Annotated in this window: 13 protein-coding genes; all 13 read left to right on the top strand. The window is 29.4% G+C overall.

Translation table 11 applies throughout. The features are described from left to right. The first annotated feature begins 19 nt into the window (after positions 1 to 19). The 13 genes from tig (at position 20) to sppA (ending at position 17,060) form a co-directional block, all read left to right on the top strand. On the top strand, positions 20 to 1,306 hold the full coding sequence (gene tig / locus H5J23_RS05015) for a trigger factor (protein WP_185891166.1): 1,287 nt from the start codon (positions 20 to 22) through the stop codon (positions 1,304 to 1,306). Positions 1,307 to 1,440: 134 nt separating this feature from the next. After that, entirely contained in the window at positions 1,441 to 2,016 is a 576-nt protein-coding gene (gene clpP, locus H5J23_RS05010; protein WP_023050128.1) for an ATP-dependent Clp endopeptidase proteolytic subunit ClpP, read from the top strand. An 11-nt stretch (positions 2,017 to 2,027) separates the two neighbouring features. After that, on the top strand, positions 2,028 to 3,275 hold the full coding sequence (gene clpX, locus H5J23_RS05005; RefSeq protein WP_023050129.1) for an ATP-dependent Clp protease ATP-binding subunit ClpX: 1,248 nt from the start codon (positions 2,028 to 2,030) through the stop codon (positions 3,273 to 3,275). 13 nt (positions 3,276 to 3,288) lie between these two features. Beyond that, positions 3,289 to 5,592, top strand: coding sequence for an endopeptidase La (gene lon, locus H5J23_RS05000; RefSeq protein ID WP_023050130.1), 2,304 nt, complete (start codon positions 3,289 to 3,291; stop codon positions 5,590 to 5,592). Between the two features lie 17 nt (positions 5,593 to 5,609). Beyond that, the gene (gene yihA, locus H5J23_RS04995; protein ID WP_040406560.1) at positions 5,610 to 6,203 is read left to right on the top strand and encodes a ribosome biogenesis GTP-binding protein YihA/YsxC; all 594 of its coding nucleotides are present in this window, start codon (positions 5,610 to 5,612) and stop codon (positions 6,201 to 6,203) included. A gap of 11 nt (positions 6,204 to 6,214) precedes the next feature. Continuing rightward, positions 6,215 to 8,875, top strand: a complete 2,661-nt coding sequence (locus H5J23_RS04990; protein WP_023050132.1) for a valine--tRNA ligase — start codon at positions 6,215 to 6,217, stop codon at positions 8,873 to 8,875. Between the two features lie 139 nt (positions 8,876 to 9,014). Continuing rightward, entirely contained in the window at positions 9,015 to 9,881 is an 867-nt protein-coding gene (locus tag H5J23_RS04985) for a LysR family transcriptional regulator (protein WP_040406562.1), read from the top strand. A gap of 23 nt (positions 9,882 to 9,904) precedes the next feature. Next, the gene (gene gmhA, locus H5J23_RS04980) at positions 9,905 to 10,480 is read left to right on the top strand and encodes a D-sedoheptulose 7-phosphate isomerase (protein WP_023050134.1); all 576 of its coding nucleotides are present in this window, start codon (positions 9,905 to 9,907) and stop codon (positions 10,478 to 10,480) included. Between the two features lie 39 nt (positions 10,481 to 10,519). Continuing rightward, entirely contained in the window at positions 10,520 to 11,356 is an 837-nt protein-coding gene (locus H5J23_RS04975; RefSeq protein WP_221892787.1) for an endonuclease/exonuclease/phosphatase family protein, read from the top strand. Then, positions 11,346 to 11,978 (top strand): thiamine diphosphokinase, encoded by a 633-nt coding sequence (locus H5J23_RS04970; protein ID WP_023050136.1) that lies wholly within the window; start codon positions 11,346 to 11,348, stop codon positions 11,976 to 11,978. Before H5J23_RS04975 ends, H5J23_RS04970 begins: the two co-directional genes overlap by 11 nt. A 61-nt stretch (positions 11,979 to 12,039) precedes the next feature. After that, on the top strand, positions 12,040 to 13,272 hold the full coding sequence (locus tag H5J23_RS04965; protein WP_023050137.1) for a uracil-xanthine permease family protein: 1,233 nt from the start codon (positions 12,040 to 12,042) through the stop codon (positions 13,270 to 13,272). Positions 13,273 to 13,510: 238 nt separating this feature from the next. Beyond that, positions 13,511 to 15,340 (top strand): oligoendopeptidase F, encoded by a 1,830-nt coding sequence (gene pepF / locus H5J23_RS04960; RefSeq protein WP_255494390.1) that lies wholly within the window; start codon positions 13,511 to 13,513, stop codon positions 15,338 to 15,340. 1 nt (position 15,341) lies between these two features. Next, complete coding sequence (sppA, locus tag H5J23_RS04955) at positions 15,342 to 17,060, top strand: signal peptide peptidase SppA (RefSeq protein ID WP_185891162.1); 1,719 nt, start codon at positions 15,342 to 15,344, stop codon at positions 17,058 to 17,060. Positions 17,061 to 17,086: the final 26 nt, after the last annotated feature.

Below are 17,086 nucleotides of genomic sequence, written 5' to 3'. Positions count from 1 at the left end.
ATACTTTAAGGAGGAAATGATGAAACACGAATTAAAAAAAATCGAACATTCAGCAGTTGAGATTACATTAACTTTAACAGCTGAAGAGTTATCACCAATTAAATCAGAGGTTATTAAAACTTTAGCTACTAAAGTAGAGGTTCCTGGATTTAGAAAAGGACATGCACCATTAAACAAAGTTGAAGCTGCTTTTGCTGATGCAATAAAAGAAGAGGTTGTTGACTCTGTTCTTAAAGCAAACTTTGAAAAAATCGTTGCTGAAGAAAAAATCGCTCCAGTAAGTTTCATTTACGATCTTGTTGCTAACATGAAAGATTCTCTTGAAATAACATTTAAAGTTGATGTTTATCCTGAAATCACTTTAGGAGAATACAAAGGTTTAGAGGTTGAAAAAGAGACTTTCCAAATGACTGATGATCTTTTAGATAAAGAAATTGAAAACATGTTAAATGCTAAATCTAAATTAGAGGACGCTCAAGAAGGACATAAAGCTGAAATGGGAAATACTGTAGATCTTGCTTTTGAAGGATTTATCGATGGTGTTCCATTTGAAGGTGGAAAAGCTGATTCTCACCAATTAAAATTAGGATCAAAAATGTTTATTGATACATTTGAAGATCAATTAGTTGGATATACAGTAGGACAAGAGGGAGAAATCAATGTAACTTTCCCTGCTGAGTACCATGCTGAAGCATTAGCTGGAAAACCTGCTACATTTAAAGTAAAAATAAACTCTATCAAAACTTTAGCTAAGCCAGAGTTAACTGAAGAGTTTGCAAAAGAAGCTGGATTTGAGTCTGTTGAAGATTTAAAAGCTAAGAAAACTGCTGAAATTACAGCTAGAGAAGAAGCTAGAGTTCAAAATAACTTCGTTGGAAAATTAATCCAAAAAGTTGTTGCTGATTCTAAAGTTGATGTACCTAAATCTATGGTAGTTAGAGAAGTAGAAAACAGAATGGCTGAAATGAACCAACAATTAGCTATGCAAGGAATGGATCTTGATCAATATTTAAAAATGACTGGTATGACTAAAGAGCAAGCTTTCAACCAAATAGCTCCTATGGCTCATAACAAAGTTCAAGTTGATTTAGTTTTAGAAGCTATAGCTAAAGCTGAAAATTTAGAAGTTACTGCTGAAGAGTTAAATACTAAAGTTGAAGAGATTGCTAAAATGTATGGTATGACTAAAGAGCAATTAGAGGCTGAATTAAATAAAAATTCTAACCTTGATGAATTCAACCACAGCTTAAAAACAGAGAGCTTAGCTCAAAAAGCTGTAGAAGTTATTGTTAATAACGCAAAATAATAAAAAAATATGTATTGAGTAGAGATAAAACTCTACTCAATACTGCTTTAATAAAAAATTAGTGTTAAATACCTAAATTTTTTTAAGTATTTAACTTTAAATTTTTAAAGCAAGTTTTTAAAGGAGGGAAAAAAATGTACAGTCCAACAGTTATTGAAAACACAGGAAAAGGTGAAAGAGCCTATGACATCTACTCAAGACTTCTTAAGGATAGAATCATATTCTTAGGTAGTGAGATTGATGATCAAATAGCTAATGCAATTGTTGCTCAACTCCTATTTTTAGAAGCTGAAGATCCCAATAAAGATATAATTATGTATATAAATAGTCCTGGAGGTGTTATCACTTCTGGTATGGCAATCTATGACACTATGAATTACATTAAACCTGATGTACAAACAGTTTGTATTGGACAAGCTGCAAGTATGGGTGCTCTATTACTTTCTGCTGGGGCTAAAGGAAAAAGATATTCACTTGAAAACTCTAGAATTATGATTCACCAACCACTTGGTGGAGCTAAAGGACAAGCTACAGATATTGAAATTCAAGCTAAAGAGATTTTAAGAATGAAGGATTTAACTTCTAAAATTTTAAGTAAAAATACAAATAAATCAGTTGATGAAATAATATCTGCAACTGAAAGAGATAATTTTATGAGCGCTGAAGAAGCTAAAGAATTTGGTCTAATAGATCATGTTTTCGTTAGATAAGGAGGGAAGAGATGAACAAAAAAGAACATTGCTCGTTCTGTGGAAGAGGACAAGATGAAGTTTCAAAACTTTTCTCTGGTATTGATGGATCATTTATATGTGACGAGTGTATTGAAACATGTTTTGATATGCTTGGTTACGAAAATGATATTTACTATGGTGAAAAGCATTCTGAAAACTCTTCAAATCATTCTTTAACAGGAATAAAGCTACCTACACCAAAAGAAATTAAAGAAAAACTTGATGAATATGTTATTGGTCAAGATGAAAGTAAGAAAGTTTTAGCTGTATCTGTTTACAATCACTATAAGAGAATAATGCATAAAGATCAAGGAAGTAAAGATGTTGAATTACAAAAATCAAATGTACTTCTTATTGGGCCTACTGGTTCAGGTAAAACTCTTTTAGCACAAACTCTTGCAAGAACACTTCATGTTCCTTTTGCAATTGCTGATGCTACAACACTTACTGAAGCTGGATATGTCGGAGACGATGTTGAAAATGTTTTAGTTAGATTATTACAAGCTGCTGATTATAATGTAGAAGCTGCTGAAAGAGGAATTATCTATATAGATGAAATAGATAAAATTGCAAGAAAATCTGAAAATGTTTCTATTACAAGAGATGTTTCAGGAGAAGGAGTTCAGCAAGCTCTTTTAAAAATTATTGAGGGTACAAAATCTCAAGTTCCACCACAGGGTGGAAGAAAACATCCTAATCAAGAACTTATAGAAATTGATACTACTAACATTTTATTTATAGTTGGTGGGGCATTTGAGGGAATGGAAAAAATTATTAAATCTAGAACTAATAAAAAAGTTCTTGGTTTTGGAGCTTCTCAAGATACTATTGAAGCTGAAAAAGAAATAGAGCTTTTAGGTAAAGTTCTTCCTGAAGATTTAGTTAAGCAGGGAATAATTCCAGAGTTAGTTGGAAGACTTCCTGTTATTACAACACTATCTCCTTTAGATGAAACTGCACTTATAAAGATTTTATCTGAACCTAAAAACTCAATTGTAAAACAATATCAAAAATTCTTTGAAATGGAAAATGTTAGCCTTGAATTTGAAGATGAAGCTCTTAAAAAAATTGCCGCTTTAGCTTTAGATAGAAAAATCGGTGCAAGGGGTCTTAGATCTATTATTGAAAATATTATGACAGATTTAATGTTTGAGATTCCTTCAGATAAAACTATAAAAAAGGTTACAATTAATGCTGATTCAATTCAAGATTCAACAAAAGTTAAAATTGAACACTAAGGAGTGATTACTAATGAGTAGATTACCTTTTTTACCTACTAGGGAAATGGTACTTTTCCCAGGAACAGCATCTCCTCTTTATGTTGGAAGAGAAAGAAGCTTATTAACGATGAATTTTGCAATGAAAACAAAAAATAAATTAGTTCTTAGTCTACAAAAAAATTCTTTAGAAGAAAACCCTGTTCTACCTGAAGGAGTTCACAAGATTGGAGTTCTAGCAAATATTGTGCAATCTATTCCTTTACCTAATAAAAGTATAAAAGTTCTTATTGAAGTTGATAAAAGAGTTCTTATTGAAGACGTTATTGAAGAAGATGGTATTTTATTTGCTGAATATAGCGTTATATCTGCAACTGAAGAATCATCACCTGAACTAACAGCTTTAAAGAGAAAGGTTATCACTTTATTTGAAGAATATTCTACATTAACTAATCAAGTTAGTGCTGAATTAATGGTTCAATTAAAAGGTCTTAGAAAGGCTGGAAAAATTTTCGATTCAATTGCCTTTAATTTAGAAATTGAAGAGAATTTAAAAGTAGAACTTTTAGAAATTTTAGATGTTAATATAAGAGGATACAGATTACTAGAAATTTTAAATGATGAAATCGAAATTGCTTCTATTGAACAAAAAGTAGACCAAAAAGTTAAAGAAAAAATTAACGAAAGTCAAAAAAGTTACTTCATAAGAGAAAAAATTAATACTCTTAGAGAAGAGCTTGGAAAAACTGGTGGAGATGAAGAAACTGATGAGCTTTATGATAAAGTTAAAAATTCTCCATTACCTGAAGATGCAAAGCAAAAACTTGAGGCTGAGTTAAAAAAACTTGGAAAAATGGCCCCATACTCTGCTGAAGCTACAGTTTCTAGAGCATATATTGAGTCAGTTTTAGAGCTTCCTTGGGGAGTAATTACTCCAGAAACTTTAGATTTAAAAATTGCTCATGATGTTTTAGAAAAAGATCATTATGGATTAAAAGATGTTAAAGATAGAATATTAGATTATTTAGCTGTTAAAAAATTAAATCCAAACATGAAAGGAACTATCCTTTGTTTAGCTGGACCTCCAGGAGTTGGTAAAACATCTTTAGCTAAGTCTGTCGCTGATTCTCTTGGTAGAAATTTTGTTAGAGTTTCTCTTGGTGGAGTTAGAGATGAAGCTGAAATAAGAGGTCATAGAAGAACATATATTGGATCTATGCCAGGAAGAATTATTAAAGCTATTAAAAATGCTGGTAGTGTTAATCCTGTTATCTTACTTGACGAGATTGATAAAATGTCTAGTGATTTTAAAGGAGATCCTGCTTCAGCTATGTTAGAGGTTCTAGATCCTGAGCAAAACAAGCACTTTGAAGATCACTATTTAGATATGCCTTTTGATTTATCTAAAGTTTTCTTTATTGCTACTGCTAATGATCTAAGAAGTATCCCTGGACCTTTAAGAGATAGAATGGAAATTATCAACCTTTCTTCATATACAGAGTTTGAAAAATTACATATTGCTAATAACTATCTAATTAAGCAAGCTCAAAATGAAAATGGTCTAAATGGCATAAAAATCAGTATAACTGATAAAGCTGTATTAAAAATAATTGATGAGTATACTAAAGAAGCTGGAGTTAGAAATTTAAAAAGAGAGATTTCATCTTTATTTAGAAAAGTAGCTAGAAAAGTTATTGATACAGAAGCTAAATCAGTTAGCATAAATGTAAAAAATCTTGAGTCTTATTTAGGTCATCCTAAATTTAGGCCTGAAAAAATGAAAAAAGCAGTTTCAAAAGTTGGAGTAGTTAATGGTTTAGCATGGACATCAGTTGGTGGAATGACTCTAGAAGTTCAAGGAGTTCAAATTCCAGGTAAAGGAAATCTTTCTCTAACTGGTACTCTTGGAAATGTTATGAAAGAGTCTGCAATGGTTGCATTTACATACCTAAAAGCTAATCTTGATAAATTCCAAATTGATTCAACTGTTTTAGAGAAAAAAGATATACATCTTCATTTCCCAGAAGGAGCTACACCAAAAGATGGTCCATCTGCTGGTATTGCCATAACTACAACTATTCTATCTGTTTTAACAGGAAGAAAAGTTAAGCAAACATTTGCTATGACTGGTGAAATTACAATTACTGGTGAAGTTTTACCTGTTGGTGGAATTAAAGAAAAGGTTATTGGAGCTCATAGAGCTGGAATTAAAAATATAATTTTACCAGATGATAATAAAGTTGATGTTGAAGAGATTCCAGAAGAAGTAATGAAGGATATAAAAATATACTTTGCTTCAACATATGAAGATGTTGAAAAACTTGCTCTTGAAAAATAATGAAAAGAGGTAACACAATGAATATAAAACAAGCAGATTTTACTAAATCAGCTGTATTTGAAAAAGATTATCCTGAAGAGTTAAATCATATTGAATTTGCTTTTGTTGGAAGATCTAATGTTGGAAAATCATCTCTTATAAATAGTATTACAGGAAGAAATAAATTAGCTAAAACTAGTAAAACTCCAGGAAGAACTCAGTTAATTAACTATTTTCTAATCAACAAAGAATTTTTCTTTGTTGATTTGCCTGGATATGGTTTTGCTAAGGTTCCTAAAGAGATGAAAAAAGAATGGGGATTAACTATGGAGAGATACCTTGCTAGTCCTAGAAAAAAACTTGTTTTTGTTCTATTAGATATAAGAAGAATCCCTAGTGGTGAAGATCTTGAAATGCTTAATTGGTTAGATCATTATGGAACTCCATTTAAAATAATTTTTACAAAAATGGATAAGGTTTCTAATAATGAAAAATTTAAAGCTTTAAAAGATATTAGAACAAAAATTGATTTCCATAATGATGACGTCTTCTTCCACTCATCATTAAATAATAACGGAAAAGAACAAATTTTAAATTATATTGAAAGTTGTTTAGAGGGAGAAATTGAATAGGAGGATTTAAAATGAACGAATTAGCAACTACTTATTCCCCTAATGAAATAGAGGGAAAATGGTATAAATATTGGGAGGAATCAAATTTTTTTGCTGCAACTTTAGATGATAGTAAGCCAAACTACTCTATAGTTATTCCACCTCCAAATGTAACTGGTATATTACATATGGGACATATTCTTAATAACAGTATTCAAGATGTACTTGTTAGATATAAAAGAATGAGCGGATATAATACTCTTTGGATGCCTGGAACTGACCATGCTGGTATTGCAACTCAAAATAAAGTTGAAAGAAAATTAGCTGACGAAGGTTTAACTAAAGAGGACTTAGGTAGAGAAGAGTTTATTAAACAAGTTTGGGAATGGAAAGAGCAGTATGGTAGTGTTATTACAACTCAACTTAGAAAAATAGGAGCTTCTTTAGATTGGAAAAGAGAAAGATTCACAATGGATCAAGGTCTTTCTGAATCTGTTAAAGATATTTTTATTAAACTTTTCAATGATGGATTAATATATCAAGGTGAATACATGGTTAACTGGTGTCCTAGATGTGGTACTGCACTAGCTGATGATGAAGTTGATCACGAGGAAAAGGCTGGTTCACTATGGAATATTAAATATCCTGTTAAAGATTCTGATGAATTTTTAATTATAGCTACTACAAGACCTGAAACTATGCTTGCTGACGTAGCTATTGCAGTTAATCCAAATGATGAAAGATATTCTCATCTTGTTGGTAAAAATGTAGTTTTACCTCTTGTTGGAAGAGAGATTCCTGTTATCGCTGACGAATATGTTGATATGGAATTTGGAACTGGAGCACTTAAAATAACTCCTGCTCACGATCCTAACGACTTTGCTTTAGGACAAAAATTCAATCTACCTATTATTAATATGATGACTCCTGATGGAAAAGTTGTTAACGACTACCCTGCATATGCTGGAATGGATAGATTTGATGCTAGAAAGAAAATTGTTTCGGACTTAGAAGAGCAAGGATTACTTGTTAAAATCGAAGCTCATTCGCACAATGTTGGAGGATGCTATAGATGTAATACTGTTGTTGAACCAAGAGTTTCAAAACAATGGTTTGTTAAAATGGAACCTCTAGCAGAAAAAGCTTTAGAAGTTGTTAGAAATGGAAAAGTTAAACTTATGCCTAAAAGATGGGAAAAAGTTTACTATAACTGGCTAGAGAATATCAGAGATTGGTGTATCTCTAGACAAATCTGGTGGGGACATAGAATACCTGCTTGGTATGGACCTGATATGCATATTTTTGTTGCTAAAACAGAAGAAGATGCATTTGCTCAAGCTAAAGCTCACTATGGTAAAGATGTTGAATTAACTCAAGAAACAGATGTTTTAGATACATGGTTCTCATCTGCTTTATGGCCATTCTCAACTTTAGGTTGGCCGGAAAAAACAGTTGAATTAGAAAAATTCTATCCTACTTCTACACTAGTAACTGGTGCCGATATTTTATTCTTCTGGGTTGCTAGAATGGTAATGTTTGGTATGTATACTATGGATGATATTCCATTTGAAAATGTTTACCTACATGGAATAGTTAGAGATGAAGTTGGTAGAAAAATGTCTAAATCATTAGGTAACTCACCAGATCCATTAAATTTAATTGGAGAATACGGTGCTGATGCTATTAGATTTACAATGATTTACAATACTTCTCAAGGTCAAGATGTTCATTTCTCTGAAAAATTAATAGAGATGGGTAGAAACTTTGCTAATAAAATCTGGAACGTTTCAAGATTTGTTCTTATGAACCTTGAAGATTTCGATATAAAAACATTTGATAAATCGAATGTTCAACTTGAATTAGTTGATGAGTGGATTTTCTCTAAATTAAATAAAACTTCTAAAGATGTTGCTGATAAATTAGAAAAATTCCAATTAGATGAAGCTGCTAAATCAATCTATGAGTTCTTAAGAGGAGACTTCTGTGACTGGTATGTTGAATTAGCTAAAGTTAGATTATATAATAAAGAGGAATCAGGAGTAAAATCTAGACAAACTGCTCAATATGTTCTATGGACAGTTTTAGAAGCTGGATTAAAACTTTTACATCCATTTATGCCATTTATCACTGAAGAGATTTGGCAAAAAATAAAAGTAAACGGAGAAACTATCATGCTTGCTGATTATCCAGTTTGTAATGATTCTCTTGTAAGCGATGATAAAGAAAAAGCTTTTGAATATATTCAAGGTCTTATTTCATCATTAAGAAATATTAGAGCAGAAAGAGGAATCTCTCCAGCTAAAGAAGCAAAAGTTGTTATTAGAACTTCTAATCCTACAGAATTAGAAACATTAAAAGCTAATGAGTTATTTATAACTAAACTTGCTAAAATTGAAGAATTAACTGTAGGAACTGACCTTACTACTCCTGAACAAAGTGGATTCAGAGTAAATGGAAATTCTGAAGTATTCATGATTTTAACTGGTCTTCTAGATGTTGAAACAGAAATCAAAAAGATTAATGAGCAGCTTGAAAAAGTTAAAAAAGATTTAGATAAAGTTAATGCTAAACTTTCTGATGAAAGATTTACATCTAAAGCTCCAGCTCATATCTTAGATAGAGAAAAAAGAATCCAAGAAGAGTTCCAAGATAAGTATGATAAACTAATGGAAAACTTAAAAAATTTCCAATAATAGTATCACTTTAAAGCTTTTTAAGTAGTAGGAATTTACTTCCTACTACTTTTTTTAAATAAATTGTATTCATTATGTTAAAATTATGCTAAAATAGAATGGTAACTATACATAATAATAATAGTTGGGAGTGATACAATTGGATTTACATTATTTAAGAATATTTTATGAGGTAGCTAAAGAAAAAAGTTTTACTAAAGCAGCTAATAAATTATACATAAATCAATCGGCGGTTTCGATACAAGTAAAAAAATTTGAGGAGATTTTAAATTCTAAACTTTTTGATAGAAGCTCTAAGAAAATAAAATTAACTTACACTGGGGAAGCTCTTTTTAAAATGGCAGAAGAAATTTTTGAAAAAGTTAAAAGAGCTGAAAAAGAGATGGAAAGAATTATCAATTTAGATAAAGCTAAAATATCTATTGGAGCTACATCTGTTATTGGTGAACCTTTACTTCCTCTTTTAATGAAAGATTTTATCTCTTTACATGATGAAATTGAATATGATATTACTATTTCTACTAAAGCTTGGCTTTTAAAACTGCTAAAAGAAGGTGAACTAGATATACTTCTAATAGATGAAGAGCATATAACTGATCCTAACTTAGAAGTTATTACTGTAGGTTCTGTTCCATATATTCTTGTTGGTACAAAAAATACACAAAAATTAGAAACTGTTTCTAAAGAACCATTAATCTCTAGAAAAAATATCTACAATAATGATAAAGCTATCAGTCATTTAGAAGATAAAAATCATATTTGTTTCAATACAAAAATACCTGTACTTGGTAACTTAGGTGTTATTAAAGGAATGGTTAAAGAGGGAATTGGTAACGTTATCCTTCCTTACTATGCTGTATATAAAGAGATACAAAGTGATGAATTTAAAGTTATTAGAACTATTGATGAGGTTACAGACTCTTATCAAATTGTTATAACTAAAGATAAGAAAAATCTTGCACATATTATTAAATTTATTAATTTTGTTAAAAATTTTAAACTTTAATTTTTGTAATTTAGGAGGCTAATATGAATTTATTAGATTCGTATAAAATAACAGCTTCTCTTTTAGAAAATTTTATAAAAGAAGAAGCAGAAAAAAAAGAAACAGAAAAAGTAGCAAAAGATTTAGCTAATATATTCCAATTGGGAAATAAAGTTCTAATCTGCGGAAATGGTGGTAGTAACTGTGATGCACTTCATTTTGCAGAAGAATTTACTGGAAGATTTAGAAAAGATAGAAGAGCTCTACCTGCTATATCTTTATCTGATTCATCACATATAACTTGTGTTGGAAATGATTATGGCTTTGATTATATCTTTTCTAGAGGGGTAGAAGCTTATGGTAAAGAAGGCGATATGTTTATCGGTATCTCTACAAGTGGAAACTCTGCAAATGTTATAAAAGCTGTTGAAACAGCTAAAAAAATGGGACTTAAAACTTGTGTACTTCTTGGTAAAGATGGAGGAAAACTTAAAGGAATGTGTGATTATGAATTTATCATCCCTGGAAATACTTCTGACAGAATTCAAGAGATACACATGATGATACTACATATTATCATTGAAGGTGTAGAAAAAATAATGTTCCCTGAAAATTATTAAAAATACCCTTTTTAGGGTATTTTTTTTGAGGTGATTTATATGTTTTTTAAGTTGATTCTTGTTCTATTGCTCTCTATTTTTTCCTTTTCTTTTTCAACAGAACCTGAAAATAAAGCTTATATCGGCAGTTTTAATACTCTTAGACTAGGAAAAGGAACCAAAGACTATGAACATTTAGCAAAATCCATCGAACCTTTTGACATTGTTGGTTTGGTAGAAGTTATGAATAAAAAAGGACTCTTTAAACTTTTATCTGAAGTTGAAAAAATAAGTAATTCAAAATGGGGATATGAAATTTCTCCTTACCCTGTTGGTACTGATGAATACAAAGAGTATTATGCTTTTTTATATAAAAAAAATAAGGTCAATTTTATTAAAAGCGAAGGTTTTTATCTTGATGAGAATGATGATTTTATTCGTGAACCATATGGAGCCACATTTAAAATTAATAATTTTGACTTCACCTATGTTTTAATACATTCTATATATGGAAAAAAAATATCTCAAAGACAATTTGAAGCAAAAAAACTCATTAATGTTTACAATTATTTTCAAAGTTTAGATCCTAATGAAAATGATATTTTAATTGGAGGAGACTTTAATTTGCCTGCTAATGATTCAGCTTTTGAGGATATTTTTAATCATAGTGATGATATTATTTACACTTTAGATCCATCAATAAAAACAACTGTTGGAACTAAAGGGTTTGCGAACTCTTACGATAATATTTTTATTTCAAAAAAATATACTCAAGAATTTAAAGGTCAAAGTGGAGCACTCGATATTACTAGAGGAGATTTTATTAAAACAAGAAAGGAGGTTTCTGATCATCTACCAATTTTTATTGTTGTAGATACAGAAATTGATGATGACTAAAGCTTTTATATTTTTAAATGGAGATTTTCCCGATTGTAAAGATTTTTATAGTAATCTAAATATTAATACTGAGCACCTTTTTTGTGCTGATGGTGGTGCTAAAAAAGCACTTGAATTAAACTATATTCCTAAAGAAGTCTGGGGAGATTTTGATTCTTTAGACCAAATATCTCTAGATTTATTAAAATCTAATAATGTTACTATAAAAAAATTTAATAAGGACAAAGATTTTACAGATGGTGAACTTTTAATATCATACGTAACCTCTTTAAATTATGATGAAATCTATATTATTGGTGGATTAGGTGGTAGAATAGATCATATGCTAACTAATATAAACCTTATTTTTAAATACAAAAATATTATCTTTATAGATAGATCCGAAAAGCTTTTTTTAGTAACATCTAACTTCATTTTAAAAAATAATTTAAATAAAAGAATATCTTTTATTCCTTTTTCAGATACTATTGAAAATCTTACTTTAGAAGGTTTTTTTTATCCTCTTAAAAATCATACTTTAAAAAGAGGAGATTCTACCTGTTTAAGCAATATTATTACTTCTGAAGAAGCTTTTATATCTTTTAGTTCTGGTAAACTTCTTGGTGCATTAAGTTTAGATTGACAATACTCTTAAAATAATGTAGGCTATTTGATAGTATAAAATTTTAGGGAGGATTTTAATAATGACTAATTTATCAACAAAAAGTAAACTTTTACTTGGAATTCAACACGTACTAGCTATGTTTGGAGCTACTGTTCTAGTTCCATTTCTAACTGGTTTAAATCCATCAGTAGCTTTACTTTCAGCAGGTATAGGAACACTGCTTTTTCATCTTTGTACAAAAGGAATTGTTCCTGTTTTTTTAGGGTCATCATTCGCTTTTATTGGAGCCTTAGCTCTTGTTTTAAAAGAAGAGGGAATTGCTGCTATTAAAGGTGGAGTTATCTCTGCTGGTTTCGTTTATATTTTTATGTCTTGGATGATTAAAGTTTTTGGTGTTGAGAAAATTAAATCGTTCTTTCCACCTGTTGTTGTTGGACCTATTATAATGGTTATTGGATTAAGATTAAGTCCAGTAGCTCTTTCTATGGCAGGATATTCAAACGGACACTTTGACTTAAAAAGTCTTATTGTTGCTCTTATAGTTGTAATTTCTATGATAACTATTTCAATCTTAGAAAAGTCATTTTTTAGATTAGTTCCAATCTTAATATCTGTTATTCTTGGATATATAGTTTCTATTTTCTTAGGATTAGTAGATTTTGCACCTATCGCTGCTGCAAATTGGATTGGTTTTTCTGGTGATGCATTAAAAGATTTACTAACTTTACCTAAATTTTCTGCAACAGCTATTTTAGCAATTGCACCTATTGCATTAGTTGTTTTTATCGAGCACATTGGAGATATTACAACAAATGGAGCTGTTGTTGGTAAAGATTTCTTTAAAAATCCAGGTATTTCAAGAACATTATTAGGAGATGGAGTTGCTACTGTTGCTGCTGGATTCTTAGGTGGACCTGCAAATACAACTTATGGAGAAAATACTGGTGTTCTTGCTGTCACTAAAGTTTATGATCCTGCTATTTTAAGAATTGCAGCTTGCTACGCAATTGTTCTAAGCTTTATCGGAAAATTTGGAGTTATTTTACAAACCATTCCAACTCCAGTTATGGGTGGAATATCTATTATACTATTCGGTATGATTGCTTCTGTTGGAGTTAGAACTGTTATAGATGCTGAAATTGACTTTTCTCACTCTAGAAACCTTTTAATTGCATCTCTTATATTTGTTTTAGGAATTGCTATTGATAATATTATTATTTGGAAAACAGTTTCTTTATCTGGTCTTGCTATTGCAGCTTTGATTGGAGTTTTGTTAAATAAAATATTACCTAAAGATCAACTAGATAGTTAATAAAAAAATCTATTAAAATAGGAAGAAGTTTGAAGCTTTTCTTCCTATTTTTTATTTTTTGTTGTAATATATAAAATATAATAAAGGAATATAGGGGGATTAGATGAAGAAATTTATAGTTCTTATTCTTATGGCAAATCTAGCTTTTGCTGGTAAATATTTTTATGAAAAAAAATCGTCACAGTCTCAAAATACTTTAATAAAACCATTACCTGAAATAAAAAAGGAGGATTTTTCTATGCTAAAAAATAGAGATGAAATTGCACAACAATATAAATGGGATTTAAATGATATCTATCCAAATTGGAATCAATGGGAAGCTGATTTAGTAAAACTTAAAGAACTTATGGCAGAAATTCCTAAATATCAAGGAGAGATTTCTAAAAATCCAAAAACTTTTGTTGAATTTATAGATTTTGAAGAAAAAATATCAAGACTTTTAGACAAAATTTATCTATATCCATACTTACAAAGAGACTTAGATTCAACTAATGAAGTTGCTTCTGTTAAACTTCAAGAAATTGAGAGCATATATGCTAACTATTCTATCTCTTCATCTTGGATTACACCTGAAATATTAACTATTCCTAAAGAAACTATGGTTAAGTGGATTAATGAAAATCCTACTCTTGAACCTAATAGATTCCCTTTAATGGAAATTTATAGACTTCAAGAACATGTTTTATCTGCAGATAAAGAAAAATTATTATCATACTTTGGACAATATTTAGGTGTTCCATCTGATATATACAGTGAATTATCTACCTCAGATATTAAATGGAATGATGTTGAATTATCTGATGGAAGTAAAACTACTGTTACTAATGGAGTTTATTCTAAAGTAATTTCAACTAATAGAAATCAAGAAGATAGAAAAAAAGTTTTTGAAGCTCTTTATAACTCTTTTAATATTAATAAAAATACATATGCTTCAATTTATAAAAGTATTTTACAAAGAGATTTTGCCACAGCTCAATCTAGAAATTATAAATCTAGTTTAGAAAAAGCTTTAAATCCTAAAAATATTCCTTTAGATGTTTACACATCTTTAATTGAATCTACAAAAGAAAATACGGCACCTTTAAAAAGATATATAGCTTTAAGAAAGAACGCTTTAAATTTATCTAACTATCACTATTATGATAACTCTGTAAATATTGTAGATTACAATAAAGAATTTACATATGAGGAAGCTAAAAATACAGTTTTAGAATCTGTTAAACCTTTAGGTGAAGATTATTATAATGGATTAAATACAGCTCTAAGTGAAGGGTGGTTAGATGTATATGAAACACCTAACAAAAGAAGTGGAGCATACTCTTTAAATATATACGATGTACATCCATACATGTTACTTAACTATAACGGAACAATGGATGCTGTCTTCACTTTAGCACACGAACTTGGACATACTATGCACTCTATGTTGTCTACTAAAAATCAACCATATCCAATTAGTAGCTACACTATCTTTGTTGCTGAAGTTGCATCAACATTTAATGAAAGATTACTACTTGATAATATGTTAAGAAATACAACTGATCCTAAAGAGAAAATAGCTCTTATTGAACAAGCTATCGGTGGAATTGTTGGAACTTACTATATTCAATCTCTATTTGCTGATTATGAGTATCAAGCACACCAAATTGTAGAAAATGGTGGTGCTATAACTCCTGAAGTTTTAAATAATATTATGGAAAACTTATTTAAAGATTACTTTGGAACTGAATTAACTATGGATGAATTACAAAAGATTATTTGGGCAAGAATCCCTCATTTTTATAACTCTCCATATTATGTATATCAATATGCAACTAGTTTTGCTTCATCAGCAAATTTATATGACAGAATAACGAATACAAAATATACTCCTCAAGAAAGAGAGAAAGCAAAAAATGAGTATCTTACTCTTCTAAAATCTGGTGGAAATGATCATCCTATGAATCAGCTAAAAAAAGCTGGTGTTGACTTAAGTAAAAAAGATGCTTTTAATGCTGTTGCTACAGAATTTAATAGACTTTTAGATCTTTTAGAAGAGGAACTAAAAAAAGAGAAGGGAGATATCTAATATGCTTTTACTTAGATGGATTTTTAACTTTCTAAAATTTATCATTAGAGAAATCTCTTCAATGATAATAAAGTTTGCATTCCTTTTAGTTTTAATAATTTTAGCTTTTAATTATTTTACTAAAACTAAAAAAAGCCCTATTACTAAAAAATCATACTTAAAAATAGATTTGGCTAAAGAGTTTAATGAGACTTTAATTCAAAGTCCTCTTAATTTTAACTCTAAGAGTATAAATTTTTATCAACTTTTAAATAATATAAGTATGGCTAAAGAAGATTCTAATGTTCAAGGAATTATATTATTTTTAGATGATAACTCTTTAAGCAGAAGCCAAATTGATGAACTTGGAGAAGTTTTGAATGAATTTAAAACTTCAACTAAACCTATATATTCATATGGAGCTATGTTAGATAACAACTCTTTATTAATAAGTAGTTATACTAATGAAATTATTATGCCTCCCGCAGCATCCACTGCTGTAAACATTACTGGATATAATAAAGATATCCCGTACTTTAAAGGTTTAACTGAAAAATTGGGAATAGATGTTAATGTTATTCATGTGGGAGACTTTAAAACTTATGGTGAGAATTATACTCGAAGTGAAATGTCTGAAGAAAATCGTTCTGATTTAAAGAGAATCCTAGATAAAAGTTACTCTTTTTTTCTTGAAGATTTATCTAAAAACCGTTCAATTGAAATTAATAATTTAAATTCTACAATTCTTTCAGGTGAATTAATGGGAGAATCATCAGAATCTTTAAAAAAATATAATTTAATAAGTACTTTAAATTATTGGGAGAATTTCAAAAAAGAAAAAAATATTGAAAATATAACTAATATAGAGGAGTATATTCCATCTTTTAAACCTACAATATCTAATAATAAAATAGCAGTAGTTTATGCTGATGGTGAAATTAATTATACATCTTCTAAAAATCCTACTGCTAGCACTATAACTCCTGATAAATTTATTTCTGCTTTGGAAAAAGCTGAAAAAGACGACAATGTTAAAGGAATTGTAATTAGAGTTAATTCTCCTGGTGGTTCTGCTCTAGCATCAGATATTATTTGTAATGCTATTAAAAATGTTGAAAAGCCAATATATGTTTCTATTGGAAATGTAGCAGCTTCTGGTGGTTATTATATTTCAACTGCTGCTAAAAAAATATTTGCTGATAAAAATAGTATAACTGGTTCTATTGGAGTTGTTAGTCTTATTCCCGACGTTAAAGAACTTACAAATAAAATTGGTATCAATATGAATGATATATCTTATGGTAAATATTCAGATTTGTACTCTTTAACAGCTCCAATGACTCCTGAAAGACAAGAGAAAATATATAATTCTAATCTTAAGGTTTATAAAGAGTTTTTAAATAAAGTTGCCTATGGAAGAAATTTACCATTAGAAGAAGTTGAAAAAATAGCTCAAGGAAAAGTTTGGTTAGGAGATGAAGCTATTAAAATTGGACTTATTGATTCCATTGGTGGAATAAATGCAACTATAAAAACTTTAGCTACAGACTTGAATATAAATGACAATTACTCTGTTACTGAAATTTCTTATGAAGAGGATTTAAAAACTATGTTTGAGTCAACAATATTTCCTATACAAACTTTTTTCTCTTTTAAATCTTTAACCAAAAGTGAAAATCTTAAAAACTTAATTGAAAATGAAGATATATTCTTTAAACCAATTTTATACCTAAGCTTTTAAATCTCTAGTTGAAAAGTTACTCTCTA

Origin of the sequence: Cetobacterium sp. 2G large (assembly GCF_014250655.1) — a bacterium.
Taxonomy (GTDB): domain Bacteria; phylum Fusobacteriota; class Fusobacteriia; order Fusobacteriales; family Fusobacteriaceae; genus Cetobacterium_A; species Cetobacterium_A somerae.
The sequence above is the reverse complement of the archived record's forward strand: the minus strand, read 5'-3'. Positions and strand labels throughout refer to the sequence as shown.